The organism is uncultured Campylobacter sp. (assembly GCF_938039205.1).
Taxonomy (GTDB): domain Bacteria; phylum Campylobacterota; class Campylobacteria; order Campylobacterales; family Campylobacteraceae; genus Campylobacter_A.
In genome coordinates this window covers 41,944-67,510 of record NZ_CALHVM010000024.1, presented here as the reverse complement: position 1 = coordinate 67,510, position 25,567 = coordinate 41,944, and the positions used below count along the sequence as shown (strand labels likewise).

Sequence of the window (25,567 nt, the reverse complement as noted above, 5' to 3'; positions counted from 1 at the left end):
TTTATCCTATTTTACGCTATTTTCAGCTTTAAATTTAGCCAAAAGCTCCTCGTCGCATTTCGGGCAGTATTCGTGCTCGCCGCTGATGTAGCCGTGTTTGGCGCAGACGCTAAAGACCGGCGTTATCGTGATGTATGGCAGCTTGTAGTTGTTTATCACGCCGCGCACGAGGTCTTTGCACGCTTCGGCCGAGCTGATACGCTCCTTCATGTATAGGTGCAGCACCGTGCCGCCCGTGTAGGAGCTTTGCAGTTCGTCTTGCAGATCGAGCGCCTCGAACGCATCGTCGGTGAAATTTGCCGGCAGCTGCGTGGAGTTGGTGTAGTAGATATTTTCGCCAAATCCCGCCTGGATGATGTCCGGATAGCGCTTTTTGTCCTCTTTAGCAAAGCGGTATGTCGTGCCCTCGGCAGGCGTGGCTTCGAGGTTGTAAAGGTTGCCGGTACTCTCTTGGAACTCGCGAATTTTACCGCGTAGAAACTCGATCATCTCGATCGCGAATTCTCGCCCAAAATCGGTCGCTATGTTTTCCTTGTCGTTTGTAAAATTTCTCAAAAGCTCGTTCATGCCGTTGATGCCGATGGTGCTAAAGTGGTTATTAAAGTGTTTTAGATAGCGCGCGGTATACGGATACAGGCCGCGTTCGTACATATCCTGGATAAATTTGCGCTTTTTTTCGAGCGTGGATTTGGCTAAATTTAGCAGATACTCAAGGCGCGTGTAGAGTCCCTTTTTATCGCCTTTATATAGGTAGCCCAGGCGAGCTAAATTTAGCGTCACGACGCCGATACTACCGGTCATCTCCGCACTACCGAACAGCCCTCCGCCGCGCTTTAGCAGCTCGCGTAAATCTAGCTGCAAGCGGCAGCACATCGAGCGCACGTGGCCCGGCTTATAGGCCTTGTCGTTTGCGACGCGGTTGCCGTTTTCATCGGTCGTATACTGGCTGCCGACGAAATTTTGAAAATAGCTCGAACCCATTTTCGCGGTGTTTTCAAAAAGCACCTTCGCCACCTCGCTATCCCAGTCGAAGTCCTCGGTGATATTTACCGTAGGGATCGGGAAGGTAAAGGGCTGTGAGCACTTGTCGCCCTCGGTCATGATCTCGTAAAAGGCCTTGTCGATGCGGTTCATCTCGGGCTCAAATGCGCGGTAGGTCATATCCGTTAGCTTGTTAAAGCCGCGCTTGGCGGCCTCCTGCGCTAGCTCGACATCCTCTAAATCGCTAAATATATGCCTATCCTCGCGCGTAGGTATCTGATCGCGTAGATCGGACGGGCAAGTGATGTCGATCGTTACGTTGGTAAACGGGCTCTGACCCCAGCGAGCCGGCACGTTTAGGTTAAAGATAAAGCTCGTTATCGCCTTTTTGATCTCTTTGTCGCTTAGCTTGTCGCGAAAAACATAAGGCGCAAGATATGTGTCAAAGCTGCTAAACGCCTGCGCGCCCGCCCACTCGCTTTGTAAAATTCCTAGGAAATTTGCCATCTGATATAGCGCTTCGCGGAAGTGCTTGGGCGCCTTGCTCTCGACTCTGCCGCGCACGCCGTTAAAGCCCTCGTTTAGTAGCGCCCTAAGGCTCCAGCCCGCACAGTAGCCCGTGAGGCAGTCTAGGTCGTGGATATGATAGTCGCCGTTTCGGTGTGCGAGGCCCTCTTCTTTGCTATACACCTTATCCAGCCAGTAGTTGGCGATGACCTTGCCCGCGGTGTTGTTGATGAGGCCGGCGTTTGAGTAGCTGGTGTTTGAGTTTGCCAGGATGCGCCAGTCGGTGCCGTTGATGTACTCGCTGATAGTTTGGGTGGAGTTGATGTAGGTGGTGTCTTCGTTTAGTCCTAAAATTTGCTCGCGCTGAAGCTTGTGCGTGTGGCGGTAGAGCATAAAGCTCTTCATCACGTCGAAGTGTCCCGCGTTAAAAAGCGCCTTTTCGATGTAGTCTTGCACGTCCTCGACGCTCAAAACTTCGCTGTCAAACACGCGCCCCATCACGTCTAAAAAGACCTTGTCGTCGTATTCTTTAGACTCGCTTTCAAAGGCTTTTTTGATTGCGTCTTGTATTTTATAAGGTAGGTATTCCTGTTTTGTTCCATCTCTTTTTAAAATAAATTTCATACCTACCAACTCCTATAGTACTTTTAAATAAAAATCCTTGCAGTATATCCAATAATTTAAGAAAATTGGCTTAAGAATTAGCGACGAAATTTGAGTTAAAAATGTCATTTTTAAGTTTAAAATCGCTTTTAAACCGCGTATACTTGGGCATTTTATAAAGGGCTATTAAAATTTAATACAAAGCTGTTTTTGATAAGAGATATTAAATTTGAGCAAATTTAAAATAAAGCTATAAAACAAGCTAAAGTTCAAATTTGACGAGATTTTGCGGGAGTTAAATTTGGTAAATTTGAGGGAGAGAAAGTCCCGCCGTAAAATTCGGCGGGAAAGTTTTTATTCGTCGTATCTTAAGAAAATATCCTCGCCACCTTTTGCAAGGTTTAGGATACCTTCGCCGCGTTTAAACGTTATCTCTGTGCCGATATCGTCGTTCGCTAGTCTTACGCCGCTTGCTGTGACTGCGTTTTTAAGGTTGATTTTGTGACCTTTGCTGTCTTCTAGCACGGCTGTGTTAAATTTATCGGTAGAGCTTAGTCTAACGACGTATTTCGGGTCGTTTACGCCCGTAAATTTAATAACTTCAGCTTCTGATTTGGTGATTTGCGCTTTATTTGTGCTCTCGCTTTTGTGCGCGTGGCAACCGCTAAGCATAGCAACTGCAGCAAAAGCCGCCAAAGATGAAACTAAAAACTTCTTCATTTTCGTCCTTTTTTGTGAAATGAGACTCGAATATTACTTCAAAATAGTTTATATAAAGTAAACTTAGCCAAGAAGGAGTCGTTGCTCAAGGCTAAATTTACTCGCGGGCTTACGCTTATTTAAAAAATAAGCCGCCGCAAATTTATCGCCGCTCCTAAAAAGCTCGCAAAATCAGCGATTTCTCGGCATTAATGACAGCCACAACCGCAGCAAGATTTAGCGCCGCCGTGAAGCTCGGAAACGTAAAATTTAACCGAATTTAGCCCCTCTTTTAGCGCCCACTCGTAAGCGCTTGAGACGAAATGCCAGTTGATGTTTTCAAACAGCTTCTCCAAATACGCAGGGCGCGCGTTTCTGTGATCTACATAGTATGCGTGCTCCCAAACGTCCGCGACTAGAAGCGGTACGAGGCCGTCCGTTACCGGAGTTTGCGCGTTGCTAGTTTGTACGATTTGCAGCTTATCCTCTTTTGGATTGTAAACCAGCCACGCCCAGCCGGAGCCAAAAAGCGTAGTCGCAGCCTTTAAAAACTCCTCTTTAAAATTCGGTATATCTTTTTCTAGGCGCGATTTTAGCTCGTCGCTCATTTGGCTTTTTTTCGCGATGCAATCCCAGTAAAAGTCGTGGTTATAGACCTGAGCCGCGTTGTTAAACACGCCGCCGGAGCTTTTTACTAATATATCAAAGAGGCTAGCGCCCTCAAACTCGGTACCTTTTATCAAATTATTTAGGTTATTGATATAGGTTTGGTGGTGTTTGCCGTGGTGGTAACTACAGGTTTCCTCGCTGACGACGGCGTTTGCTTTCGGATCGAAAGGCAGTTTTCTAAGTTCAAACATAATTTTTCCTTTGTAATAAAATTTATCCGTATTATAGCAATAAAAAAGTAATTAATTTATTAACACGCAAACAAACGCGCCGATGCTTCCGTTTTATCAAATTTGACTCGTCTCGCCGCACGAAAAGGTCAAATTTAATAAAAATAATGTGTATTTTCGTAACATTTAGTCTTTTTAGCGTTATATTTTACTTTGGCTTGCTCTCAAATTTGACGGTAAAATTTGAGACATTGTTACTTATTTACACATAAATTTGAAATTTATTGCAAAAAGTCGAAACATTTTAACGCAGCCGCTTTTTTATGAATTATAATTGCACCTAGCTGAATTAGCTAATCTTTTAAAAAGGATCACAGATGAAAATTAAGTTACTTTCCGCACTGCTTCTTTCATGCGCGCTTGCGGGCAGCGCATTTGCCGCAGGTAAAACATACACGATCAAATTTGCCCACGTCGTTGCAGCTTCTACGCCAAAAGGCAAGGCTGCGGACTTTTTTGCTAAACGAGTCGGCGAGCTTAGCGGCGGAGCGATCAAAGTCGAGGTATATCCTGCCGCATCGCTGATGGACGATGATAGGGTTTTTGGAGCTCTAAAGCTGGGTAACGTACAGATGGCGGCGCCTAGTTTTTCTAAATTTACGCCGATAGTGCCGCAGTTTCAGCTTTTTGACCTGCCGTTTATCTTTAGAGACAACGCCCATCTTTACACTGTTCAAGACGGCGAAGTCGGACAAGCTCTAAAAGATATGATCGCTAAAAAAGGCTTCATCGCGCTTGATTTTTGGGACGCAGGATTTAAGCACTTTAGCTCGAGCAAAAAACCGATCGTAGAGCCTGCGGACGCTAAGGGACAAAAATTCCGCATCCAAAGCTCAAAAGTGCTTGAAGAGCAGATCAAAGTAGTCGGCGGCAACCCGCAAGTATTGCCTTTTTCAGAGGTTTATCCGGCCCTTCAACAAGGCGTAGTCGATGCGACCGAAAACCCGCTGTCAAACTTCTACAACTCCAAATTTTACGAGGCTCAAAGCTCTCTAACGCTCTCTAGCCACGGATATTTGGGATATTTAGTCGTTATGAGCGAGAAATTTTGGAAAGGTTTGCCTGATGATATGAAGGCTCACGTAACGCAAGCTCTAAAAGAAGCTACGGCATTTGAGCGCGAAGAGACGGCTAAAGAGGAAGAGCACATTTTAAGCGAGCTTAAAAAATACGCAAGCGAGAGCAAAAAGCTTGAGATCATCGAGCTAAACGCCGATCAAAAGGGCAAATGGGCGGAAGCGATGAAGCCGATTTATCCAAATTTCTACAACGCGATCGGTCAAGATTTGATAGAAAAAACGATAAATACGAAGTAGGCTTTTATGGGTAAATTTTTTGAGATTTTAGATGTCGGCATCGCCTCGGTAAACAAAACCGTAGCGGTGCTAGGCATCGCCGCAGGCACGCTGCTAGCCTTCATTAACGTCGTTATGCGCTACTGCTTTAACACGGGCTGGTCGTGGGCGGGCGAGCTAACGAACTACCTTTTTATCTGGTCGGCGTTTTTTGCCGCAGCATACGGCTTTAGAAAGGGCATTCATATCTCGGTTACGATTTTGATCGAGAGATTTCCCTCTCCTATCGCCAAGGCCTACCTCATCTTCGCAAACATCCTAACAACGGTATTTTTGATGTTCGTCGTGGTTTATAGCGTGCAGTATCTGCAGGTGATGTACGAGCTTGATTTTATGAGCGTAGATCTAGGCGTACCGCAGTGGGTGCCGATGCTAGTGCTTCCGATAGCGTTTCTGGGCGCTAGCTACCGCGCCGGAGAGAAAATTTATCAGATAGCTATGACGCCTTCAGATAAAGTCATCATAAACAACGAAGCCGAGATGATACGCGACTCGGTCAAGAAAAGCTAAGGAGAGCCTATGACCATCGCATTTTTGTTTATTTCGCTGTTTGGCCTCATGCTTATAGGCGTTCCCGTCGCCGTTTCACTTGGAGCTAGTACGGTTATCACGATGCTTTTTTTCACGGATCTTGACGTCGCGACGATACCTCAGCTCATCTTTGACGGTATCAATAAATTTGCCCTCATGGCGATCCCGATGTTTATCCTAGCCGGAAATTTACTGAGCAAGGGCGGTTCTGCTAGACGTATTATAGATTTTGCTAAATCCATGGTCGGACATCTACCGGGTGGTTTGCCGATGAGCGCGATATTTGCGTGCGTTATATTTGCCGCGGTTTCCGGCAGTTCGCCTGCTACGGTCGTAGCGATAGGCTCCATCATGTTTGTCGCTATCAAAGAAGCAGGCTATCCAAAAGAATACGCCGTGGGCGGCATCACAACCGCGGGCTCTCTAGGCATCCTCATCCCGCCTTCGGTCGTTATGATCGTTTACGGCGTGACGGCCGAGGTCAGTATCGCGCAGCTATTTATGGCGGGCGTGGTGCCGGGGCTGATGCTAGGCGGTATGATGATAGCGCAGACTTATATCGGAGCAAAGAGGCTTGGATTTAAAGCTACTACGCCAGAGCCTTGGAGCGAGCGGATAAAAAAATTCTTTAGAGCATTTTGGGCATTGCTAATCGTAGTAGTCGTTATCGGCGGTATCTACGGCGGTATCTTCACACCAACAGAGGCTGCCGCGGCGAGCGCCATATATGCGCTGATTATTTCGCTGTTTGTCTATAAAGATATCAAATTTAAAGACCTGTGGGACATCTGCCTAGAGTCTGCCATCACGACGGCGATGATATTTTTCATCATCGCAAACGCGGTCGTATTTGCATACCTGCTAACTAGCGAAAACATCCCGCAAACGATAGCAGATAGCATCCTAGCCGCAAATATCGGCAAGATAGGCTTTTTAATCATCGTAAACATCCTGCTTTTCATCATGGGACAGTTTATGGAGCCATCATCGGTCGTTATGATCATGGTGCCGCTGCTACTACCGATCGCCACTGCGCTAGGCGTGGATCCAGTGCACTTTGGTATCCTGTTAATCGTAAATATGGAAATCGGCATGATCACGCCGCCGGTCGGACTAAATTTATTCGTCGCCAGCGGCCTAACGGGTATGAATCTAAAAGACGTCATCGTCTCATGCTTGCCGTGGACTTTGACGCTATTTGTCGGTCTCGTCCTGGTGACATACATCCCGGAAATCTCGCTTTGGCTACCGAGGCTGATGTACGGAGGCTGATTTAAATTTGCAAATTTACGGCGCCGCACGGGCCTATACGGCTCGGCGGTCGGTCCGTAAATTATACGCTCCTTTAGTTGCCCAGATTCATTCGGGCTTAATTTTTTGATGTTTTTATGGTTACGGCTGGCTTTATCAAATTTTGTAAATTTAGCAAAGCCTGCCACTTTCTTTTCATAAAATTTGCCCCCAAATTTAACCGTCGATATTTTTGATTCCATACCTTAAATCCACCCGAAAGCCTCGTTAAAGCTATCCTGCTGTACCATAACTAAAAAATAAAGGGGAATTCATGTACCGCGTCAAACTACATATTTGTTTAACTCAGGATATAAAAAATAAGCTTGAGCAGTACGGCAAGATCCCGCCCAGACCGTGCTTTGAACATAAATTTGAGATACTAAAAAGCGCCTGCGACATCCCTGTGCCCATCCCCGACGAGCACCAATACCTAATCATCGCAAGCGAAGATTGCGGGTTAAATTTAACCGAGCTAAAAAAACGTATCGGCGAAAACGGCTTTTTGGCGATTTACGCAAAGGATACCGCAAAGATAACGAGCGAGCAAAAAGAGGCCGCAGATGAAATTTGGCCGCAAGCTGCAAATTTAGACGACTTCTACTTTGAAAAAGCGCTAAATTTGATCGCCGAGCGAAAAGAAGCATGGCTACAAAAAACTTGGCTACAAACGCTGATAAACTCGTCTCCCGATATGATATGGTTTAAGGATATGGGCGGACTACATCTAGAGGTAAACGACGAGTTTTGCGAGGTCGTAAACAAGCCAAAAGAGCTCGTGCGGGGCAAGGATCACTACTACATCTGGGATATCCCAAAAGAAGTCTACGAGCAAACGGACTACGTCTGCGTCCAGACCGAGGACGACGTCGTAGCTGCGCGTAAGACCTGCCTTTTTGACGAGGAGGTTATGCGCGCGGACGGCAAACTAAGCAAGCTAAAAACGTATAAAACGCCGATATTTGACGGCGAGACGATCATCGGTACCGTCGGCATCGCCCGCGACGTGACGAAAGAGTACGAATATCTGCAAAACATCGAGCATCTAGCTCACTACGACCAGCTCACCGGATTAGCAAATCGCAACCAGCTGGACGCATTTTTAGACAAGCTAAAAACCACGCATATGAGCATACTTTATATGGATTTAGATCGCTTTAAGCAGGTAAACGACGAGCACGGACATCAGGCGGGCGACAAGGCTCTAGTTGCAATTGCGGAGTTGATAAAGGAGATTTTTAACGACGCGATGAACGTACGCATCGGCGGAGACGAGTTTATATCGATATTTACCGACGGCGCGAACATGCAAAGCATAGCGCCTCGCGTGCAAATTTTGATTGACCGATTTTTTAAAATTTGTCAAGAAAATCCGCTATTTAGCGGACTATCCGTGAGTGCGGGTATAGCAGAAGGACAGATCGGGCACGGCTCGTTTGACCTGCTACTTCAGCGCGCCGACGATGCTCTTTATAGGGCTAAACACGCGGGCCGCGGCACCTACTGCGTAAATCCCTGGGAGGACTTTGAGCAAAAATAAATTTACGCTAGCGTTTGCCGGTCGGTAGCTATGCGGCACGAATTTACGGCGGCTCGTTAGCGTTCATGCGGTTTGGCGGCTGACCGTAAATTTGATATCGCTTCTTATCTTTTACTCTAAATTTTATTCAAATTTTGCCGATATCGTTAGAAAGCCAAATTTTAAAAGGATTTTAAATGATAGGCGGCGTAAACGGATTTAACGCAAATGCAAATTTTGATTTTAACGGCGCTCGCGGGCAAAATTTAAAAACGCGCAAGGAAAAAGAATCTGCCGATTCGGCCTCAAATTTAAGCTTGGCACAGCCAAATTTAACGGCACTGATTGATTATGACGCTCTTGATCCGGATAAACTAGACCGAGATCAGCTCAAAATTTGGGCGGATAGGGTTGATCCGAAAAAGCTAGCCGGTAAGGATTTAAGCATGTGGCTGGGCGTAAAAATGGGATTTGAAAAGGTAGTGGATGATTGGCGCAAGGAGCTCGGACTAAAACCGGACGAGCCCATATTTACTAGGAGGATATTTTCTCTAAGCGGCTACACGAGAGACGATAAAATCAGCATTTGGGGCAAGATGAACGGGCTTGATCCGAGTACCGACAAAGAAAAAGCCGCCGAGCTAAAAAGCTTCGTAGATAGCACGCGAGCTCTGATCGCGCACGCGGGCGATCAGTCCGATATATTTAGACAAGACGCCTTTAGCGTGGATAAGTTTTTGAGTAAATTTAACGTCGATCTGGGCGGGTTTGGCACAGGGCTTGGCATGCGTAGCGGCAGCGGCCTGATAATGGACGCCAAGGCCTCGAAGCTACTGGATTCTGATATGAGCGAGGAGGAGTTTAAAGATAAATGGCTCGAGTACGCGGCAAATAAAATCCTAGGCGAATACGCAAACGTCAAAATTTCGCTCAAGGACGGCGCGCTAAATTTCGACCAAACGCCCGCAAAAGAGCGCATTACTCTTCTGGGGCAAGATATAGAAGATCGCGTGCGCTACGCGGACGAAGCGAGCAAAAAAGAGTTTTTTAAATTTCTAAAAGACGTATTTAAAAACGGCGAGAGTATCGGAGGCGTGCTGCAAAAAATCGCACTAAAAAAAGGCGATTTTGACGAAACGGTCAAAGAAGAAGCGCACGCATACGCCGCAAAAGAAAAGAAATTTAAACCTATCCACGCTACTAGTAAAAGCCAAACCTACGTTTACAAGGATATAAAGCGCGAATTTTTCGAGAAATTTATCAAAGCCGAACAAGAAAAAGGAACGGACGTAACCAAGCTTTTAGAAGTTCTAAATAAAATCCGAAAGCTAGATATCAATGCGTAAAATTTAGTAAAAGCAAAAGCGTAGGGCTAAATTTAAAGCCTAAATTTACCCTGAACTAAAAATAAAGCAAACCGCCAAGGCTCGCCGACGTTAAATTTTGACAAAAATTATCCGCAAAAGCTAAATTAAACGCTCCAAATTCTGGCGGGTAAATTTAACCCGCCAAGCTAAAATTTAACGCACCGAATTTACATCTCGTAGCTATCCTCTTCGTCTTCGTCGCCGTATTCGTAGTCGTTCTCATCGTAGTTGTAGCTATATCGCTCGGATCTCTCGTCGTCAAATTCGGAGTATTCTTCATCCAAATCTTCCTCTTCGTAGTCAAATTCTTCACTCATTTTCTCTCCTTTAAAATTATTTTTTCACTTCTTCGACGTATAGGCTCTGGCTAGGGAAGGCAAATCCAAGCCCGTTGGCCTCTACGATATTCATTATTTTTAGCATCACGTCCTCTTTGACTGCCAAAAACTCGCCCCAAACTATCGTCTTTGAAAAGCAGTACACGAGGATATTTATCGAACTATCGGCAAACTCGTCCACGACGACAAATAAATTTGACTTATAGCCCGCTAGATCGTCGATCGAGACGATACCGCGGTCGTATCGGCTAGCCTTTTTTGAGCCCATATCGTCGCCCTTTGCGATATCTGGGTGGTCGATTAGCATCTGTTTGATTTCCTCGACGCACTTTTTGATCTGCTCGGTCGTGGCGCTGTATTCTAATCCGATTAGCATCCTGATGCGTCGTCCCATCTTTCGCCTGCTCCAGTTTCGGATCGGATCGCTAGCTAGCTTGGAGTTTGGCACGAAGATAAGGGCGTTGTCAAAGGTTCGCACGGTCGTTTTCCTAAGTCCGATCTCCACGACCGTTCCCTCGATGTCGCCGCACACGATCCAGTCGCCTTGCGAAAACGAGTTGTCAAAGAGTAGCATGACGGAAGCAAAGAAATTCGCCAAAATATCCTTAGTCGCAAGAGCCACCGCAAGGCCGCCGATACCAAGAGAGGCGATGATGGCGCTAACATTAAATCCGAGCTTGCTAAGCACGATAAGCAGCGCGATAACGAAGATGATGAAATAGATGATCTTTAGGATCAAATTTATCACCTCTTTACGCCCGCTTTTTTTGGTGAGTTCGTTGATGAGTACCATGCCGTAGCCGTTTAGTACGCTAAGTATGAGCCAGGTAACGGCGATAACGAAAGTGATCGCTAGGAAATTTGCAAATTTTATCGGCATAGGAGCCGGATAGTACGCGATCGAGACGCAGATATCTATCGCGTAGGCTATGAGAGTGAGTAGCATCGGACGCTTGATTATCTCGACGATACGCCCTTTCGTATATCTATCCGAATCGTGCTTGACGAAAAATTTCATCAGCACCCACAACGTGAGCTTACTAAGTAGCGTCGTAAACGAGACGAAGAACAAAAATACGACGAATATGATCGCAGCCTTGCCAACGTTAAATTTGCTCGTAAATGAGGCCTTTTCGTTGATAAAATCTATCGCGGTTTTTAAATTTAGCTCGGAGATGATGTAGTTTGACGTGAGCAGCTCGGCGTTATCGCGCAGATAGTAGAGTATCTCTTCCAGCGTCTTTTTGTGTGCTTCTAGCGCGTCTAATTCGCCTTTATGTGCCAAGGCTACTTCTTCGCTTAGCGAGTCTTTAAAAGCCTTAAACTGTGCGTAAAACTCCGTCTGAAAGCTAAGCAGCGTCTTCTCGACGGCAAGTTTGACGTTTACGGCTTTGCCGCCCTCTTTAAAGATATTTTCCAAATTTAAAAGCGAGGAGTAAAATAGCTCATCAAGCCGCATACGCTCGAGCTCGAGCATATTTTTGACGTATAAATTTTGATTGCTAGAGTTTTTTAGCTTTTTGGTTTTCGTCTCTAACTCTTGCATCTCTTGTTTGAAATTTTGTACCTGCTCCTCGTCGATTTCGATTTGCATGACGAGATAGGGGATCTGCTCGATCAGTTTTTCTTTTTTCTCTAAGACCGTTCTAAAAAGCACGTTTTTGTCGGCGGTTTCGTTATTTTCGGCAGACTGCGCCTTGATAGCGGCGATTTGAGCATTTGCTTCGTTGATCTGGTTTACGACGTTTAGGATGCCTGTCGCGTTTAGATCGTCGCTTGAAGTATCTGCGAGCAAATTTAAGCTAAAGCACAGCGCAAAAACGGTGGCTAAAATTTTTCTCATTTCTCGACTCCTAGCAGCTTAAAGCTCTTTGTTACGAAGTTATAGTTGTAGATTTCGCCCGTTTCTATTATGTAGTGCCAGGCATAAATTTTTAGCTCCTCGTCTTTAAATTTAGCCTTGACGTCTGGATAGCTCAGTAAATTTTCAAACGAATTTACGAGGCTTAAGCGCTCGGTTAGCCACTCTCTTTTTGCGATATTGTCGCCGAAAAGCTTTTGCACGCGCTTTTTTACCGGCTCAAGTAGATCAAGCCAGCGCTTTACGTTTGGCGTTTTGCTAAATTTAGCCTCATCCATCCATAAAGCCGCGCAGCCGCCGCAGTTGCTGTGCCCGCAGATGATGACGTTTTGCACGTTTAGCGTTTGCAAGGCGTACTCGATCGCCGACGTCGTAGCCAAAAACTCCTCGCTTTTGCGGTACGGAGGCACGATATTTGCGATATTTCGCACGACGACGAGGTCGCCCGGAACCGTGTTTGTTATGAGGCTAGGCACGACGCGCGAGTCGATACAGCCGACAAAAAGAGTATGCGGCGTCTGTTTCTCGCCTAGGCTTTCAAAAAGCTCCTTGTGCTCTAAAAAATCTTCTTCCATAAATTTGACGGCGCCGTCTAAAATTTCTTGCATTATATTTTCCCGATAATTTTTTAAAATATTATATCAAAAACGTTTCAAACTTCGTCAAAAAATTTTAAATTGCTTTTCGCGCGTCAAATTCAGCGATTTTTTATATTTTATTTACCTATTTTTGGCTAAATTTGCGTCAAAATTTAAAAAAGGAGAAAAAATGAGTTTATATGACAGAAACTATGCAAACTCAAGAGAGCACGAGGTTGCGAGCGAATATTCGCAAAGCGCGCTTAGCACGTTTATCAAGCAAACCTATCAGCTTTTCGCGGCTTCGCTTTTAGCCGCCAGCGTCGGAGCTTACGTCGGGCTTTATAGCTCGCTAGGAGCTACGGTAGCGGGCAACTACTGGCTATTTGTGATACTTGAGCTAGGACTTTTGGTCGGTTTAATGTTTGCCAAACGCAAGGCGGGCTTAAATTTGATTCTGCTTTTTGCCTTTACTTTCGTTAGCGGACTTACGCTTACGCCTATTTTGGGGCGCACTTTTGCGATGCCCGGAGGCGCAGCGATAGTAGCTCAGGCCTTTACGCTTACGACGGTAGCATTTGGCGGACTTAGCGTATTTGCGATGAACACCAAACGCGACTTTACGACGTGGGGCAAGATGCTTTTCATCACGCTTATCGTTTTGCTCGTGGCTGCGATTATAAATATATTTTTCCACAGCCCGGTTTTACAGCTTGCGATCGCTAGCGTGGGCGCGGTTTTATTTAGCGCATATATCCTTTATGATACGCAAAATATCATCCGCGGCAACTACGAAACTCCAATCGAGGGTGCAGTCGCTCTTTATCTTGATTTTGTGAATTTGTTCGTTTCTTTACTTCAAATTTTAGGCATTTTTAGTAGAGATGACTAACGAGGAGCGGCTCTACCGCGTAATAGACGCAAATTTAAACCGCTTAAAAGAAGGGCTTAGAGTCGTCGAGGACATCAGACGTTACGGCTTTGACGACCTAGCCCTCGCTAAAAAAATAAAAACTCTCCGCCACAAAGCAAAAATCCCGCAAAAGGAATTTATAAAATTTCGCGACGCCGCAAACGACGTGCTAAAACCAAGCCTAAAAGAGGAGCAAATTCGCCTAAATTTGGACGATTTGCAAACTGCCAACATCAAACGAGCGCAGGAAAGTGCAAGGGTTTTAGAGGAGTGTTTTAAACTCGTCGACGTTAAAATTTCCGAGATTTTTAAAACCATACGCTACGAACTTTATGAGATAGAAAAAGAAATTTAACCCAAATTCAAAACTTTTTTAGTATAATCGCGACTAATTTTGAAAATTTAAAAGGATTTTTATGGATTCGCTTTTTTTATTATTGCAGTTTATTTTCGCGGTAGTTTTGACGATCGCCGTTTTGCTTCAGAAGAGTTCCTCTATCGGCCTAGGTGCGTATAGCGGTAGCAACGAAAGCCTGTTTGGCGCAAAAGGACCGGCTGGCTTTTTGGCTAAATTTACTTTCGTTGTGGGCGTTTTATTTATCCTAAACACTCTAGCGTTAAGCTACGTTTACAACACGCAAAGCAGTAAATCTCTCATAGATAGCGTCGATACTTCGTCGCTACCTGCAGCTCCTGAGGCAATCGTTCCGCAAGCTCCTAATGCTCCTGCGACTCCAGAAGCTCCGGCAAGCGAGCAAAAATAAGGAGCGTCAATGAAAAAATTAGTTTCCGCGCTTGCATTGTTTGCGGCGACGCAGTTTGCGTTTGCAGACGCGCATATCTTTAACTATCACAGATTTGACGACGACAGACACCCGAGCACTAACGTCTCTATTAAAAATTTACGCGAGCAGTTTGATTATTTTAAAGAAAAAGGCTATGAGATCATCCCTCTTTCAAAGCTCGTTGACGCTATCAAAAACGGCGAGCCAGTATCTGATAATTGGGTCGTTTTAACGGTAGACGACGGCTACAAAAGCTTTTACGAAAAGGGCTTGCCGGTATTTTTAGAGTACGGATATCCGTTTGCGCTGATGATCTACGTCGAGGCCACCGCGCGAAAATACGGCGACTTTATGACCTTTGAGCAGATCAAAGAGATGGAAAAATACGGCGAAGTCGGCTATCACTCCTACGGTCACCTACATATGGTCGGGCTTAACGAAGAGAAACTAAAAAACGACTTTGAGGACGGCATAAGCAAATTTGAAAAAAATATGGGCTACAAGCCGCGCTATTTTGCTTATCCTTTCGGCGAATATAACGACAGGGTACGCGATGTCGCGATAGAGCACGGCATCGAGGTGATACTAAGCCAAAACTCCGGCGCAGTCGCGGCAAACAGCGATCTGCACGAACTAGACAGAATCCCTGCGATGAACGGCACTCACCTACCGTCTGCACTTGCGAGTAAATTTTTAAAAGCCGAATGGATACTGCCGCAAGACTACCCGAAAGACAATAAAATCAGCGAGATAATCATCAAAACCGAAGAGAACGCAACTCACGGCTACTTTTCGATGACGGGACAAAAAACGAAAAAAGTCAAGCTTGAAAACGGACAGATGACGCTTAAATTTAACAAGCCGATCGACCGCTATAAAGTGAGAATGAGCCTCAAGGTAAACGGCAAAACGACGACAAAAATTTTAGTAAAGGATATAAATGCTGAATGAAATTTACAAAAAACAAAAAGAGCATAGCGATAAGTGCATCGAGGGTCTAAAACGCGACTTTAGCACGCTTCGCACGGGCAAGGTAAATATAAGCATAGTCGATAATATTTACGTGGATTATTACGGTAGCCAAACTCCGCTAAACCAAGTCGCCACCGTGCTAGCTAGCGATGCTAGCACCATAAGCATCACGCCGTGGGAAAAACCAATGCTAAAAACCATCACCGCAGCGATCTCTGCGGCAAATATCGGCGTAAATCCGAACAACGACGGCGAGAGCGTGAAGCTATTTTTCCCTCCGATGACGGTCGAGCAACGCCAAGAAAACGCAAAGCACGCTAAGGCATTTGGCGAAAAGGCGAAAGTCAGCATCAGAAACATCAGAAAAGACGCTAACGACGAGGTTAAAAAGCTAGAAAAAGATAAAACAATCACCGAAGACGAGAGCAAAAAAGGGCAAGACGAAGTCCAAAAGATCACCGACAGCTACACGTCAAAGATCGACTCGCTCGTAAAAGAAAAAGAGAGCGAACTTTTAAAAGTTTAAAATACGTACGGCTCGTTAAATTTGACGAGCCATTTCTTTTATAAAAACCTTCCGCTATTTCGCATTTAGCATAAATTTTAGTCCGCTTTTGCTACACCCTAAAGCGCGTTTATCTATTTCGCCCAAATTTTAAATTTATCACGCCATACTCGCTTTTACCAAAATTTATATCCAAATTTAAAATTGCTAGCCGTTTTTTGCTCGGCAGAGGCTTATAATAACGCAAAATCGCAACCCGTCAAAAGCTCAAAAAATAGTAGCTTAAGCGCGCTTAGGGTAAAATTCGCTCAAATTTTACAAAGGAAAAACGATGAATTTAGAGAAAATTTACAAGGACGCGGGTGCGTATTTGCAGGGCCATTTTTTACTTAGTAGCGGCAACCACTCGCAGTTTTATCTGCAAAGTGCCAAAGTACTCGAGGATCCTCAGTTAGCAGGCGCTCTAGCAGACGAGCTGGCCGCCGTCATCGAAAAATCGGGCGTAGAGTTTGACAGCGTCTGTTCGCCCGCTCTAGGCGGTATTTTGGCGGGCTATGAGCTAGCTCGCGCAGCAAAAAAGCGCTTCATCTTTACCGAGCGAGTAGAGCGAGTGATGAGCCTAAGGCGCGGCTTTGAGGTAAGGGAAGGCGAGCGATTCGTCGTTTGCGAGGACATCATAACCACGGGCGGCTCGGCGCTAGAGGCAGCACGCGTGATCGAGAACCTAGGCGGCAAGGTCGTGGCATTTGCCGCACTTGCTAATCGCGGCTTTTGTAAGGTCGCAAATTTAGCGGGCAGCGTCGCTAAAGCTAGCGCCAAACTGCCTGCCGACAAGCTGTTTTTCGCGCTTGGAAACTTTGAGTTTGAGATTTATGAGCCCGCAAACTGTCCACTCTGCGCCGATGGAAGCAAGGCGATAAAGCCCGGCAGCAGAGGTAACTAAATTTGCTAAATTTCGCGGCTTGGCTTGATATAGCCGTGGAAATTTGGATGGATTTTGCAGGTGCCAACCAAAGCAAACCAAGCATGGATCAAATTTGACTAGGTTGTGCAGTATTTTAGGCGACAAATTTGACGATAAAGTAAAATCGGCCGTTGCGTTTTATAAGTCGCGATCGGAGCTGGATTAAATTTACGTTGCCGTTTTTGTGCAATTGACGGCAACCGTCAAATTTAGGCAAATTTACGCCCGCAAAAGAGTGTCCTGAAATTTATGAATTTAAAATTTGGTGCGAGATGAACGCCGTAAATTTGAAACCAGCACTTGATAAATTTTATGGAGCTGATAATAAATCAAGCGTAAGCAGGCTTGATGAAAAAATGCGCGGGACGAAAATTATTAATCGCCGTAAACGGGCGTTCAGATAAAGACAAACAAAGACGGCAGATATCGTAAAGATTACGCCAGGCAAAACGCATAATCGGGCGGCAAACAAAGCGCCGTTTATGAGCGGAGCAAGATCGGCTGGATAAAACGGCACCAAGCGGCGCTCACGCGGAAACGAGCCGTAAAATTTACCGCACCAAAGCGGCGACGCATAAAAGCAGAGCGTAAATTTGCTGCAACAAAAGTAAAAGAGCATAAATTTAGGCGGTAGCGATCAAATTGACGCTCAAATCCAAAACGCGCGCCCGAAAATAAAAACAAAAGGAGTAAATTTGGCGAAACAAAAAGCGCGGCTAGCCGGTATCGGCGCGCGAGTAAAGGCCTTTATCACCGATCTTTTTTTGATCGGCATGCCGATATATTACCTCACGACTTATGTTTTCTTAGGTGGTAAGGACGAATTTTTGCGCAACCAAACTGCGATATTTGCGGCAAATCTCGCAGTCGGTCTTATCTGCTGCGCCTTTTTTGCGATCAAAGCCCAGACGCCCGGCTACCGCTCGCAAAACATCTACCTCATCGACCTACGCAGCGGCCGCAAGCTGGGCTTTGCACGCGTTTTGCTACGCTACATCTGCTTCTTGCTCGCAGGCGTTAGCGTGGTCGGACTTTGCCTCTGCTTTTTTCGCAAGGACGCGCTAAATTTGCACGATCTGCTCACGCACTCGGCCGCCGTCTGCAAAAAAGCCGAGTAAATTTAACTCGCTCTTGGCAAATTTGAGCCAAATTTACCGCAATTATTTTAGCAAATCCGCGCTCGTTTTTATTAACTCAAATTTGACGCCTCCGCCGCCTCGTCAAATTTAAATCTTTAAACCAAATTTCGTTACAATCGCCCCGACAAGGAAAAATATGCAAAAAATAATGGGATTTACGAGAACGCGGGAGAACGCGGAGAAAAAAGGCGTGCTGATACCTAGCGACTTCACGCACGCGGCCATCATCGGAGAGACCGGCAGCGGCAAGACGACGGCGATGATATATCCAAATTTGCTTGACCGCATGCAAAACGGCTACGCGGTGTTTGCCGTGGATTATAAGGGCGGCGAGAGCGCCAAGATCAAGGCTCTAGCGCGCAGAGCCGGCCGCCTAAAAGACGTCGTGAGCGTGGGCGCCAGGCTAGACGCGCCGATAAACCTCATCGCCTCGATGAAGCCGCGGGACTTTAAAAACTGCGTGAAAAAGCCGATGGAATCAAGAGAGAAGTTTTGGGAAGAGTTTGGCTCGAGCATCGCGACGGAGTTTTTTAAGGTTTTAAAAGCGCTTAAAATTTTCGCTAAAAAAATCACGCCGCTAAACGACTGCTACGGCGACGCGTTTTACGCCGATGTGCGCACGCTCGCGCGGGACTTTACCTTTGACGTGGCGACGATACTGCGCCTATCGCAAGACCTGGAAAAGATGCTCGAGTTTAAAGACGCGCTGAGCCTAATCTGCGACAATCTCGACTCCTCGACGCTAAATTTCACCCGCGAGACGATAATGATAAACCGAGCGTTTTTGGCCACTGCGGACGAGTTTTTGGACGCGACGAGCCGCTACAAGGACATCGGCGATGAGCGCACGAGAGACGATTTTCGCAACTACTCGATGATGATGTCACCGTTTCTTGGCCTCATGAACGACGACTCGCTAAACGGCGACGGAGACGGCACGCGCGATGACGCGAGTATCGCAGGACTGCTAAATAGTGGCAAGATCGTGATATTTAACGCCGCAAGCTGCGACAAAAGCGCGCTGAGCTTCCTGCTAAACAGCTTTCTGCCCGAGCTTTTAAAGCGCGTAACGATGAAGCAAAAAAGGCCCATTAGCCTATTTCTCGACGAGTCGGCGAAGCTGCTGAGCGAAAACACCGAGCTAAACGAAGAGATCCTGCGCGAGTGCGAGGTGGAGCTGGTGCTGGCGTTTCAAAACGAGTTTTTGCTTAAGCGCGCGATCGGTGGCACGGCGTACGAGGCGCTGATGGGCAACCTCACTAACCGTTACTTAATGCGCAACAAGGACGTTGTGAGGCTGGGCGGCAGCGAGGTCGACTGCTCTACGCTGGAGAAATTCGAGTGCGTGCTAGACGGCAACAAGATCGCACTGGAGCCTATTTTCATCGACGAGGCGGAGTGCTTGCAAGCGCAACTGGAGTTTGAGCGCGAGAACCGCCTGCACGAGCGGCTGCTGGGCAAAATTTACGAAAACCGCGTGATAGAGTTTGACGAGGAGATCGTAGACGACGGCAAAATCTGGGTGCGCGACGTGGATACGGGCGAGCGCGAATGCGTATTTTTCAGCGACGAGGTGCTGGATATCCGCCCGCAAGATATCTATAAACGCCCGCCAAATACCGGCGGCTACAACATCTCGCTCGAAGACGGCACGGACGACGCGCAGATAAGCTTTAGGTAAATTTGACGGCGACCAAGCGGGAGTGCAGGTTAAATTTGACCGCAAATTTGGGTCAAATTTGAAGGTCGGCGTAAATTTAAACGGCAGCGCAACTTGACGATTTTAACCGCTCGCCGTTTGCATAAAACTAGGCTGGATAAATTTAAAATTTGGCTTTAGGCGGAGGATATGAGCGAAACTCTCGGCAAAGAAAATAAAGAGCCGGAGCTACTTTACAGACTAGACAAACGAAATCCGCTCATGGTAATGATCGACTTTATCTCGTACAGCTTTTTCCTACTCGTGCCCGCCTTGCCTACTGTGATATATTACGACGGCTGGATGCGCATACTTGGGATTTTGGGCTCCACACTTTTGATCTGGCTGCTATACTCGGTGATATTTTTTAACTACGTTGAAATTTATAGAGACAAGATTGTTATAGATAGATTTATATTTGGAAATCAGATTATAAAACCAGAAAATATAATACACTGTCGTATCTTTGAACGCGCTTTTTTACCGGCGCACGTAGAAATAGCGCAAAGGACGCAACATCGTATAGTCAAGATGACCATAATATCAGGCCTCACGCACAAACAAGCAGACGAGATAGAAAGGCAAATAAATCTTATAATACCTTTGGAAAAAACCGATAAATAATAAGAAGCATAAAGGTTAAATTTGCCGCCGTTATCCGTATCCAAATTTAACGAGTAGGCCGAGAAATCAGCTCATCGGTAGTCAAATTTAACAAAACCCCCGTAAATTTATCTCTCCTCGCTTCGGGTCAAATTTAGCCGCCAAACCAAACCCCAAATTTAAAGCGTAAATCTTAAAATTTAGGTTTTTATCTACGTTTTATATTTTTGCCGTCTTTATTTACGCACATAAAATCCACGGTAGCCCCGCCGTCATAAATCAAAGCTACGCCGTCTAAATGAAATCTATCGTCGCAACCCACCTCTTTGTCGCCTCGCAGTATCTCGTCCGAAAGGTCGGCAAAAATCTCGTAATACGCGCCTCCAAAGCCCTCATTGCGATAATAAATCGTCGTCTTGCGCTCGCCTCCAAACGCCTCGTTGCCCCAAATTCTTATGCCTATGACGTTTGCGCTTTTTAGTTTGGCTTTTAGTTCGCCAAAAGTCTGTTCGTCCCAGCCCAGTATCCGCAGCGGTTCCTGCACGCTCGTTCGCTTATCTACGCGGATGAAGCTCGCGGTTTTGTTTTTATCGGCACTCACGGCGCTAAACGTCTCAACCTGGGCTCCGTTCAAGCGCAGGTCAAACCAAACTCCGCGAGGCCTAATCTCGCGCGCAAAATCGCGCAATGCTAAAATCTCGATACGATTTTTTTCGTAGTTTCGCGCTAACTCTCGTCCGTCATATAAATTTAAGTAGACGGCCGTCGCCGCGATTAGAAAAATAATAATAAAAGACGCTTTGTAGCTTATACTCATAAATCCTCGCAAATTCTTTTATTCTTAGTCTAATTTACGGCGTCAAGCACGCTAAATTTAAAATTTAACCCCGTGATTTAGCAGTTTTCTCACGCCTAGATTCGTGTCGATGCCGGCGATTATGGCGTTATAAATATATTCTTTGGCTTGTTGGATGGCGCTTTCTAGGCTTTCGCCTCTTGCGAGCAGGCAGGCTAGCGAGCTAGAAAACGTGCAGCCCGCGCCGATGATAACCAGCGGGTCGGCTAACGGCGTCTCAAAGTTTTGCACGCTACCGTCCTTGCGGTAGAGCGTGTCGATGCTTTTGCCAGCGACGATATGCTTTTTCACGATCACGTCGCACGGTAGATTCGTAAAATCATCGCCGAAAAGCACGTCGGCTTCGCGCAGATTCGGCGTCGTGACGGCGGCAAATTTCATTAGTTCTTTTAGCCGCTCGATGGCGCTATCTTTGATGAGTTTGTGCCCCATTTTCGAGACGCAGACGGGATCTAGCACCACGGGGGCGGAGTTTTTTTCTAAAAAGCTCTGCACGACGTCCATGATAGGCTCATTAAAGAGCATGCCGATCTTGACGGCATCGAAGCTAAACTCCGCCGAGAGCATCTCCAGCTGATCGGCGATGAACGAGGGATCAAGCGAGACGATATTTTTGATCTTGTCCGTGTTTTCGGCCGTTAGCGCCGTGACCGCCGTCGCGCTATAGCAGCCAAAGTGCGCGCACGCCTTGATGTCGGCTTGTAGACCCGCGCCGCCGTTGCTGCATGAGCCTGCGATGATGAGGATTTTTTTCATTTTTTACCTTTTTTTCGTTTTTAAAAGCCGTATTATAAACGACATTGCATTAACGGCGAGTTAAACGCTAAATTTTATATTTTTTTAAAGCCGTTTGCACTACAATTTCTATAAAGATTATCAAAATAAAAAGGAAAAGCCGTATGGAAAAGATCGAATTTGAGGGCACGGTCTCCGAGACGCTACTTATAAATTTATACTTTAGAAGCAAGGAAAACCAAGAAACGACACCTATACTAAAAGACGCGTTTTCGGGAGACGTCGTGAGCAAGATAGATTATGATTTCGCTAAATTTGACCGCTCGACGCTAAGCAGGGTCGGCACAGTGATACGAGCGAGGTTTTTTGACGACTGCATACTTAAATTTGCCCGCGAGCACCCGACCGCCGTCATCGTTCAAGTAGGCGCCGGGCTTGATACCAGGCCTTCGCGGCTAGCTCCGCTCTGCCCCGAGGCGACCTTTTACGACCTTGATTTGCCAGACGTCATCGCGCTTCGCGATAAGCTCGTGCCAAAAGCGCCGCGAAACTACAGCCTAGCGTGCTCGATGCTAGAAACCGCGTGGATGGACGAGCTAGCAAAAAAGCACGCAGGCGCGAAGTTTATTTTCGTGCTAGAGGGCGTGGCGATGTATTTTGAAAAGGCAGTATTTCGGGAGTTTGTGCTAAATTTGAGCGAGCGGTTCGAGGGACTTTTGCTCACCGATTTGATAAACAAATTTGCCGCAAAATCAAACACGCGCAAGCACGATGTGCTCAAATTTATGAAAGGAGACGTGAAATTTAAGATGAGCGTAGAGGGCGCGGGCGAGGTCAAGGCGTGGGATAAAGAGCTCATCAAGTGCCTAGAAATCGGCACCATGACAAATATGTACAAACACCGCTGGGGGCTTATCGCGCGTATGCTTAGCCACATAAAGCCGTTTCGCGAGGCGTGCAGGATGTTTGTTTTCGCTCTGGGTAAGCGCGGGTAATTCGCTCAAATTTAAGCCAAATTTGGCGGCAAATTTGACGGTTTTGCACCTTAACCCGCACCTTTATGACGCTAAAACCTTATGCGTGCTCAAATTTGACGCCTCCATAAGACGCGCTCAAACTCAAATATAAGTTTGCGCTTATTAAATTTTAGCTATAATCCAGGCTTCATAGATGGGTGTCCGAGTGGTTGAAGGAGCACGCCTGGAACGCGTGTAAAGTGCAAGCTTTCGAGGGTTCGAATCCCTTCCCATCTGCCATAATCTTATAAAACTTAACCCAAAAATTTTCCACAAATTTACGCACAAGAACAAAAAATGATAAAAATAAAACACATAAACGAAGATGATTACGCGCGGATTTTCGTATTCGGCGATATGCACGGCTGCCTCGGGCTTTTTAATCTGATGATTAAAAAGATAAATTTGACCAAAAAGGATTTGGTTATTATTTTAGGCGACAGCTGCGACCGCGGCGAGGATACGATTGGGCTATACAAAAGATACGCCGAGCTCGTTAGAAACGGATACGCGCTGATCCACGTACTGGGAAATCACGAAAAAATGATGATGGACGGGTATTTCGGCGGCGACTCGCTAGATCATCAAATTTGGCTTAGAAACGGCGGCGATAAAACCAAAGGTCAATCTACAAGCGAAATTTAAACAGCTTCGCGCTCTCGTGGCTAAAGGATTTTATCGGCGATATGCCTCACGTCGTGAGCTCGGAGAAAAGCATATTTGTCCACGCGGCCTTTGACGGCGATAAAAGCGAAGAGGAGCAGGACGAGGACTACGTGCTGTGGAGCATAGAGCCCTTTTGGGATGGCAATAATACGGGCAAGAGGATATTTCACGGGCACGTCGCAAGCGAAGAAAATAGGATAACCAGACGCGCAAATAACGTCTTTTCGATGGACGTAGGGGCCGTGTTTTTCAAGCGCCTAGTTATCACGGAAATAAAAAGCGGCGAGAAATTTGAAGTGGATTTAAAGGAGCAAAAATGATTTATTTTACCTCCGATTTGCATTTCGGACATAGCAATATCATGAGATTTCATCCGTGCTTTAGGCCTTTTTCTAGCGTAGAGGCGATGGATAGCGCGCTCATTCGTCATTGGAACGAGAGGGTAAATCCCTGCGACACGGTCTATAATATGGGCGATCTAAGCTTTCATAAGGATATGCAGACCAATATATCCATCTTTAGCAAGCTAAACGGCAAGCACGTCCTAGTACTGGGCAATCACGATGAAGCGATAAAAAAGCATAAAGACGAGCTACTAGCTATAAAAAAACAAGACGGCAACGCGCTGTTTGATGAAATTTGCAAATACAAAGAGATCACCGTGCAGCACGGGCAGGATAAATTTCATCTCGTGCTCTTTCACTATCCGCTAGCCGAGTGGAACGCAGGTCACCACGGCTCTATCCAGCTCTACGGCCACATCCACGCAAATATCGCAAACGTAAAAGGCAAGGCGCTAAACGCCAGCTACGACCTGCACGGCAAGATTTTAAGCTTTGAGGAAATTTATGATCTCGTTAAAGACCTGCCGCCTTTTGAGTATAGCAAACACAGGATGTTTAGCGAAGAAGATAGCGTAGAGAGTAGAAGCGCAAGGATAAAAGAGGTTTTAGAAAAGCTAAATTTTGACCGGTCTTAGTCAAATTTGCGCTTTGGATTTACAAAGCGAATTTGGGCTTCAAATCTTAAATTTGAGCCCAAATTTAGCTATTTTCATAAAAACATCACAAACAAAAACACGCCCAAAATCATGCGGTAAATCACGAACGGTAGCATGCTCACGCGCGCGATCAGCGCCATAAACAGCCGCACGCAAAGATACGCGCTAAGGCCGCTAACCGCTGCGCCGATAGCAAGGTCGCTCCAAGGCAGCGCGTCCGGGGTTTTTATCAGCTTTACCGCCTCGAGTCCGCCTGCTAGTACGATAACCGGGATCGAAAGCAAAAATGAGAAATTCGCGCTTGCGCTGTGACTAAAGCCAAGCATCAGCGCCGCCGTCATCGTCACGCCCGAGCGCGAAACGCCGGGTATCAGCGCGATCGCCTGCGCTAGACCTATGATTAGAGCGAGCTTGATCGTCATTTCGTATTCGGTTTTTAGTCCTGATTTTTTGTCCGCGACGTAGAGCGCGATACCAAAGATTATCGTCATCGCCGCGATTACGAGCCCGTTTCTAGCGTACTGCTCGATGGCGTCGCTAAACGCTAGACCAAAAAGCCCCACCGGCACGGTCGCAAAGCCGACCGACCACACGAGCGTACTGTCGCCGACCTTCTCGCGTCGCGCGATAGACGCGAAAAAATCACGCACGAGCCCCGCAAGTCTATCTTTAAAATAAAAAAGTATCGCCGCTAGCGTGCCTACGTGAACGGCGACGTCAAATGCTAGCCCCTGATCAGCCCATTCAAGCAGCTTTGGTACGAGTACGAGATGCGCCGAGCTAGAGATCGGCAAAAACTCGCTAATGCCCTGAACTAGGGCTAAAACGATGATATGAGAAAGCTCCATCACGCGACCTTTTGGTTAAATTTAAACGAATTTTGCGCGCTAAATTTGATTTTATCTTTAGCGCAAATTTGCTCGCTCAAGCCTTTTTGCGCGTTAAATTTACCTGCGCCGCGAGCCAAATTTAAGATGAAATTTTCGTCGGCGAATCGCCCTGTTTCTTGCCTATATCTTTGCAATATTTCCCTTTTTATAATTTTGATTTTACCGCGAGCGACGCTAAAATTTAAATTTAGCCGTCTGCAAGCAAGCCGCATAAATTTGATGCGAGTCTGCTCGCCGCGAGTCCTTAAATTTAACGGATCCGGCCGGAATCAAAACCGTCAAATTTAAAGCTAGAT

The 25,567-nt window shown here is 46.3% G+C and carries 28 protein-coding genes and 1 tRNA gene; 19 read left to right on the top strand and 10 right to left on the bottom strand.

Annotated elements, in window-relative coordinates; genetic code table 11:
• Nucleotides 1–6 precede the first annotated feature (6 nt).
• The 3 genes from Q0394_RS03640 to sodB all read right to left on the bottom strand — a co-directional run bounded on the left by Q0394_RS03640 (nt 7) and on the right by sodB (nt 3,650).
• Nucleotides 7–2,112, bottom strand: a complete 2,106-nt coding sequence (locus tag Q0394_RS03640) for a ribonucleoside triphosphate reductase (RefSeq protein WP_298945591.1) — start codon at nt 2,110–2,112, stop codon at nt 7–9.
• A gap of 333 nt (nt 2,113–2,445) precedes the next feature.
• Nucleotides 2,446–2,811 (bottom strand): hypothetical protein, encoded by a 366-nt coding sequence (locus Q0394_RS03635; RefSeq protein ID WP_298945590.1) that lies wholly within the window; start codon nt 2,809–2,811, stop codon nt 2,446–2,448.
• 188 nt (nt 2,812–2,999) lie between these two features.
• Complete coding sequence (gene sodB, locus Q0394_RS03630; RefSeq protein ID WP_298945589.1) at nt 3,000–3,650, bottom strand: superoxide dismutase [Fe]; 651 nt, start codon at nt 3,648–3,650, stop codon at nt 3,000–3,002.
• 356 nt (nt 3,651–4,006) lie between these two features.
• On the opposite strand from sodB, the gene Q0394_RS03625 reads away from it, so the two are divergent.
• From Q0394_RS03625 to Q0394_RS03605, 5 genes are all read left to right on the top strand, one after another.
• Entirely contained in the window at nt 4,007–5,005 is a 999-nt protein-coding gene (locus Q0394_RS03625) for a DctP family TRAP transporter solute-binding subunit (protein WP_298945588.1), read from the top strand.
• A 6-nt stretch (nt 5,006–5,011) separates the two neighbouring features.
• On the top strand, nt 5,012–5,554 hold the full coding sequence (locus Q0394_RS03620; RefSeq protein ID WP_298945587.1) for a TRAP transporter small permease: 543 nt from the start codon (nt 5,012–5,014) through the stop codon (nt 5,552–5,554).
• 9 nt (nt 5,555–5,563) lie between these two features.
• A complete protein-coding gene (locus Q0394_RS03615) occupies nt 5,564–6,847 on the top strand; it encodes a TRAP transporter large permease subunit (protein WP_298945586.1) in 1,284 nt (427 codons plus the stop codon).
• A gap of 292 nt (nt 6,848–7,139) precedes the next feature.
• Complete coding sequence (locus Q0394_RS03610) at nt 7,140–8,405, top strand: sensor domain-containing diguanylate cyclase (protein WP_298945585.1); 1,266 nt, start codon at nt 7,140–7,142, stop codon at nt 8,403–8,405.
• Nucleotides 8,406–8,581: 176 nt separating this feature from the next.
• Nucleotides 8,582–9,730: a hypothetical protein gene (locus tag Q0394_RS03605; RefSeq protein ID WP_298945584.1), complete on the top strand. Its 1,149-nt coding sequence runs from the start codon at nt 8,582–8,584 to the stop codon at nt 9,728–9,730.
• Between the two features lie 188 nt (nt 9,731–9,918).
• Here Q0394_RS03605 and Q0394_RS03600 read toward each other — a convergent pair whose 3' ends face one another.
• The 3 genes from Q0394_RS03600 to Q0394_RS03590 are packed head-to-tail and all read right to left on the bottom strand — an operon-like array spanning nt 9,919 to nt 12,558.
• Entirely contained in the window at nt 9,919–10,068 is a 150-nt protein-coding gene (locus Q0394_RS03600) for a hypothetical protein (protein ID WP_298945583.1), read from the bottom strand.
• 16 nt (nt 10,069–10,084) lie between these two features.
• Nucleotides 10,085–11,932, bottom strand: a complete 1,848-nt coding sequence (locus Q0394_RS03595) for a mechanosensitive ion channel domain-containing protein (RefSeq protein ID WP_298945582.1) — start codon at nt 11,930–11,932, stop codon at nt 10,085–10,087.
• Complete coding sequence (locus Q0394_RS03590; RefSeq protein ID WP_298057676.1) at nt 11,929–12,558, bottom strand: carbonic anhydrase; 630 nt, start codon at nt 12,556–12,558, stop codon at nt 11,929–11,931. The genes Q0394_RS03595 and Q0394_RS03590 overlap by 4 nt, the downstream gene beginning before the upstream one ends.
• Nucleotides 12,559–12,718: 160 nt before the next feature.
• Here Q0394_RS03590 and Q0394_RS03585 point away from each other — a divergent pair, with 160 nt between their 5' ends.
• The 9 genes from Q0394_RS03585 to Q0394_RS03545 all read left to right on the top strand — a co-directional run bounded on the left by Q0394_RS03585 (nt 12,719) and on the right by Q0394_RS03545 (nt 20,129).
• Nucleotides 12,719–13,420 carry a Bax inhibitor-1/YccA family protein gene (locus Q0394_RS03585; RefSeq protein ID WP_298945581.1) on the top strand — a complete coding sequence of 234 codons (702 nt, stop codon included), beginning with the start codon at nt 12,719–12,721 and terminating at the stop codon, nt 13,418–13,420.
• On the top strand, nt 13,413–13,796 hold the full coding sequence (locus Q0394_RS03580) for a thiamine-phosphate pyrophosphorylase (RefSeq protein ID WP_298945580.1): 384 nt from the start codon (nt 13,413–13,415) through the stop codon (nt 13,794–13,796). The genes Q0394_RS03585 and Q0394_RS03580 overlap by 8 nt, the downstream gene beginning before the upstream one ends.
• A 61-nt stretch (nt 13,797–13,857) precedes the next feature.
• Nucleotides 13,858–14,205 (top strand): preprotein translocase subunit SecG, encoded by a 348-nt coding sequence (gene secG / locus Q0394_RS03575; RefSeq protein ID WP_298945579.1) that lies wholly within the window; start codon nt 13,858–13,860, stop codon nt 14,203–14,205.
• 9 nt (nt 14,206–14,214) lie between these two features.
• On the top strand, nt 14,215–15,177 hold the full coding sequence (locus Q0394_RS03570; protein ID WP_298790883.1) for a polysaccharide deacetylase family protein: 963 nt from the start codon (nt 14,215–14,217) through the stop codon (nt 15,175–15,177).
• Complete coding sequence (gene frr, locus Q0394_RS03565; RefSeq protein ID WP_298790885.1) at nt 15,167–15,724, top strand: ribosome recycling factor; 558 nt, start codon at nt 15,167–15,169, stop codon at nt 15,722–15,724. Before Q0394_RS03570 ends, frr begins: the two co-directional genes overlap by 11 nt.
• Before the next feature lie 310 nt (nt 15,725–16,034).
• Nucleotides 16,035–16,646: an orotate phosphoribosyltransferase gene (gene pyrE, locus Q0394_RS03560; protein ID WP_298945578.1), complete on the top strand. Its 612-nt coding sequence runs from the start codon at nt 16,035–16,037 to the stop codon at nt 16,644–16,646.
• Nucleotides 16,647–17,362: 716 nt separating this feature from the next.
• Nucleotides 17,363–17,785: an RDD family protein gene (locus Q0394_RS03555; RefSeq protein WP_298945577.1), complete on the top strand. Its 423-nt coding sequence runs from the start codon at nt 17,363–17,365 to the stop codon at nt 17,783–17,785.
• Between the two features lie 157 nt (nt 17,786–17,942).
• Nucleotides 17,943–19,487 carry a type IV secretory system conjugative DNA transfer family protein gene (locus Q0394_RS03550; RefSeq protein WP_298945576.1) on the top strand — a complete coding sequence of 515 codons (1,545 nt, stop codon included), beginning with the start codon at nt 17,943–17,945 and terminating at the stop codon, nt 19,485–19,487.
• A gap of 168 nt (nt 19,488–19,655) precedes the next feature.
• Nucleotides 19,656–20,129 (top strand): hypothetical protein, encoded by a 474-nt coding sequence (locus Q0394_RS03545; RefSeq protein WP_298945575.1) that lies wholly within the window; start codon nt 19,656–19,658, stop codon nt 20,127–20,129.
• A gap of 187 nt (nt 20,130–20,316) precedes the next feature.
• Here the strand turns inward: Q0394_RS03545 and Q0394_RS03540 are convergent, their stop codons facing one another.
• Nucleotides 20,317–20,925 (bottom strand): hypothetical protein, encoded by a 609-nt coding sequence (locus Q0394_RS03540; RefSeq protein WP_298945574.1) that lies wholly within the window; start codon nt 20,923–20,925, stop codon nt 20,317–20,319.
• Between the two features lie 57 nt (nt 20,926–20,982).
• Nucleotides 20,983–21,720 (bottom strand): hydroxymethylpyrimidine/phosphomethylpyrimidine kinase, encoded by a 738-nt coding sequence (locus tag Q0394_RS03535; protein ID WP_298945573.1) that lies wholly within the window; start codon nt 21,718–21,720, stop codon nt 20,983–20,985.
• A 143-nt stretch (nt 21,721–21,863) separates the two neighbouring features.
• Between Q0394_RS03535 and Q0394_RS03530 the strand changes: the two genes are divergently transcribed.
• The 5 genes from Q0394_RS03530 to Q0394_RS03510 all read left to right on the top strand — a co-directional run bounded on the left by Q0394_RS03530 (nt 21,864) and on the right by Q0394_RS03510 (nt 24,360).
• Entirely contained in the window at nt 21,864–22,694 is an 831-nt protein-coding gene (locus tag Q0394_RS03530) for a class I SAM-dependent methyltransferase (RefSeq protein WP_298945572.1), read from the top strand.
• Nucleotides 22,695–22,867: 173 nt separating this feature from the next.
• Nucleotides 22,868–22,955, top strand: a tRNA-Ser gene (locus tag Q0394_RS03525).
• 57 nt (nt 22,956–23,012) lie between these two features.
• A complete protein-coding gene (locus Q0394_RS03520) occupies nt 23,013–23,360 on the top strand; it encodes a metallophosphoesterase (protein WP_298945571.1) in 348 nt (115 codons plus the stop codon).
• Between the two features lie 41 nt (nt 23,361–23,401).
• The gene (locus Q0394_RS03515) at nt 23,402–23,701 is read left to right on the top strand and encodes a hypothetical protein (protein ID WP_298945570.1); all 300 of its coding nucleotides are present in this window, start codon (nt 23,402–23,404) and stop codon (nt 23,699–23,701) included.
• Nucleotides 23,698–24,360, top strand: coding sequence for a metallophosphoesterase family protein (locus tag Q0394_RS03510; protein ID WP_298945569.1), 663 nt, complete (start codon nt 23,698–23,700; stop codon nt 24,358–24,360). The genes Q0394_RS03515 and Q0394_RS03510 overlap by 4 nt, the downstream gene beginning before the upstream one ends.
• A gap of 74 nt (nt 24,361–24,434) precedes the next feature.
• On the opposite strand, the gene Q0394_RS03505 is transcribed toward Q0394_RS03510, so the two are convergent.
• Entirely contained in the window at nt 24,435–25,229 is a 795-nt protein-coding gene (locus Q0394_RS03505) for an undecaprenyl-diphosphate phosphatase (RefSeq protein WP_298945568.1), read from the bottom strand.
• Nucleotides 25,229–25,405, bottom strand: a complete 177-nt coding sequence (locus Q0394_RS03500) for a hypothetical protein (RefSeq protein ID WP_298945566.1) — start codon at nt 25,403–25,405, stop codon at nt 25,229–25,231. The genes Q0394_RS03505 and Q0394_RS03500 overlap by 1 nt, the downstream gene beginning before the upstream one ends.
• Nucleotides 25,406–25,567: the final 162 nt, after the last annotated feature.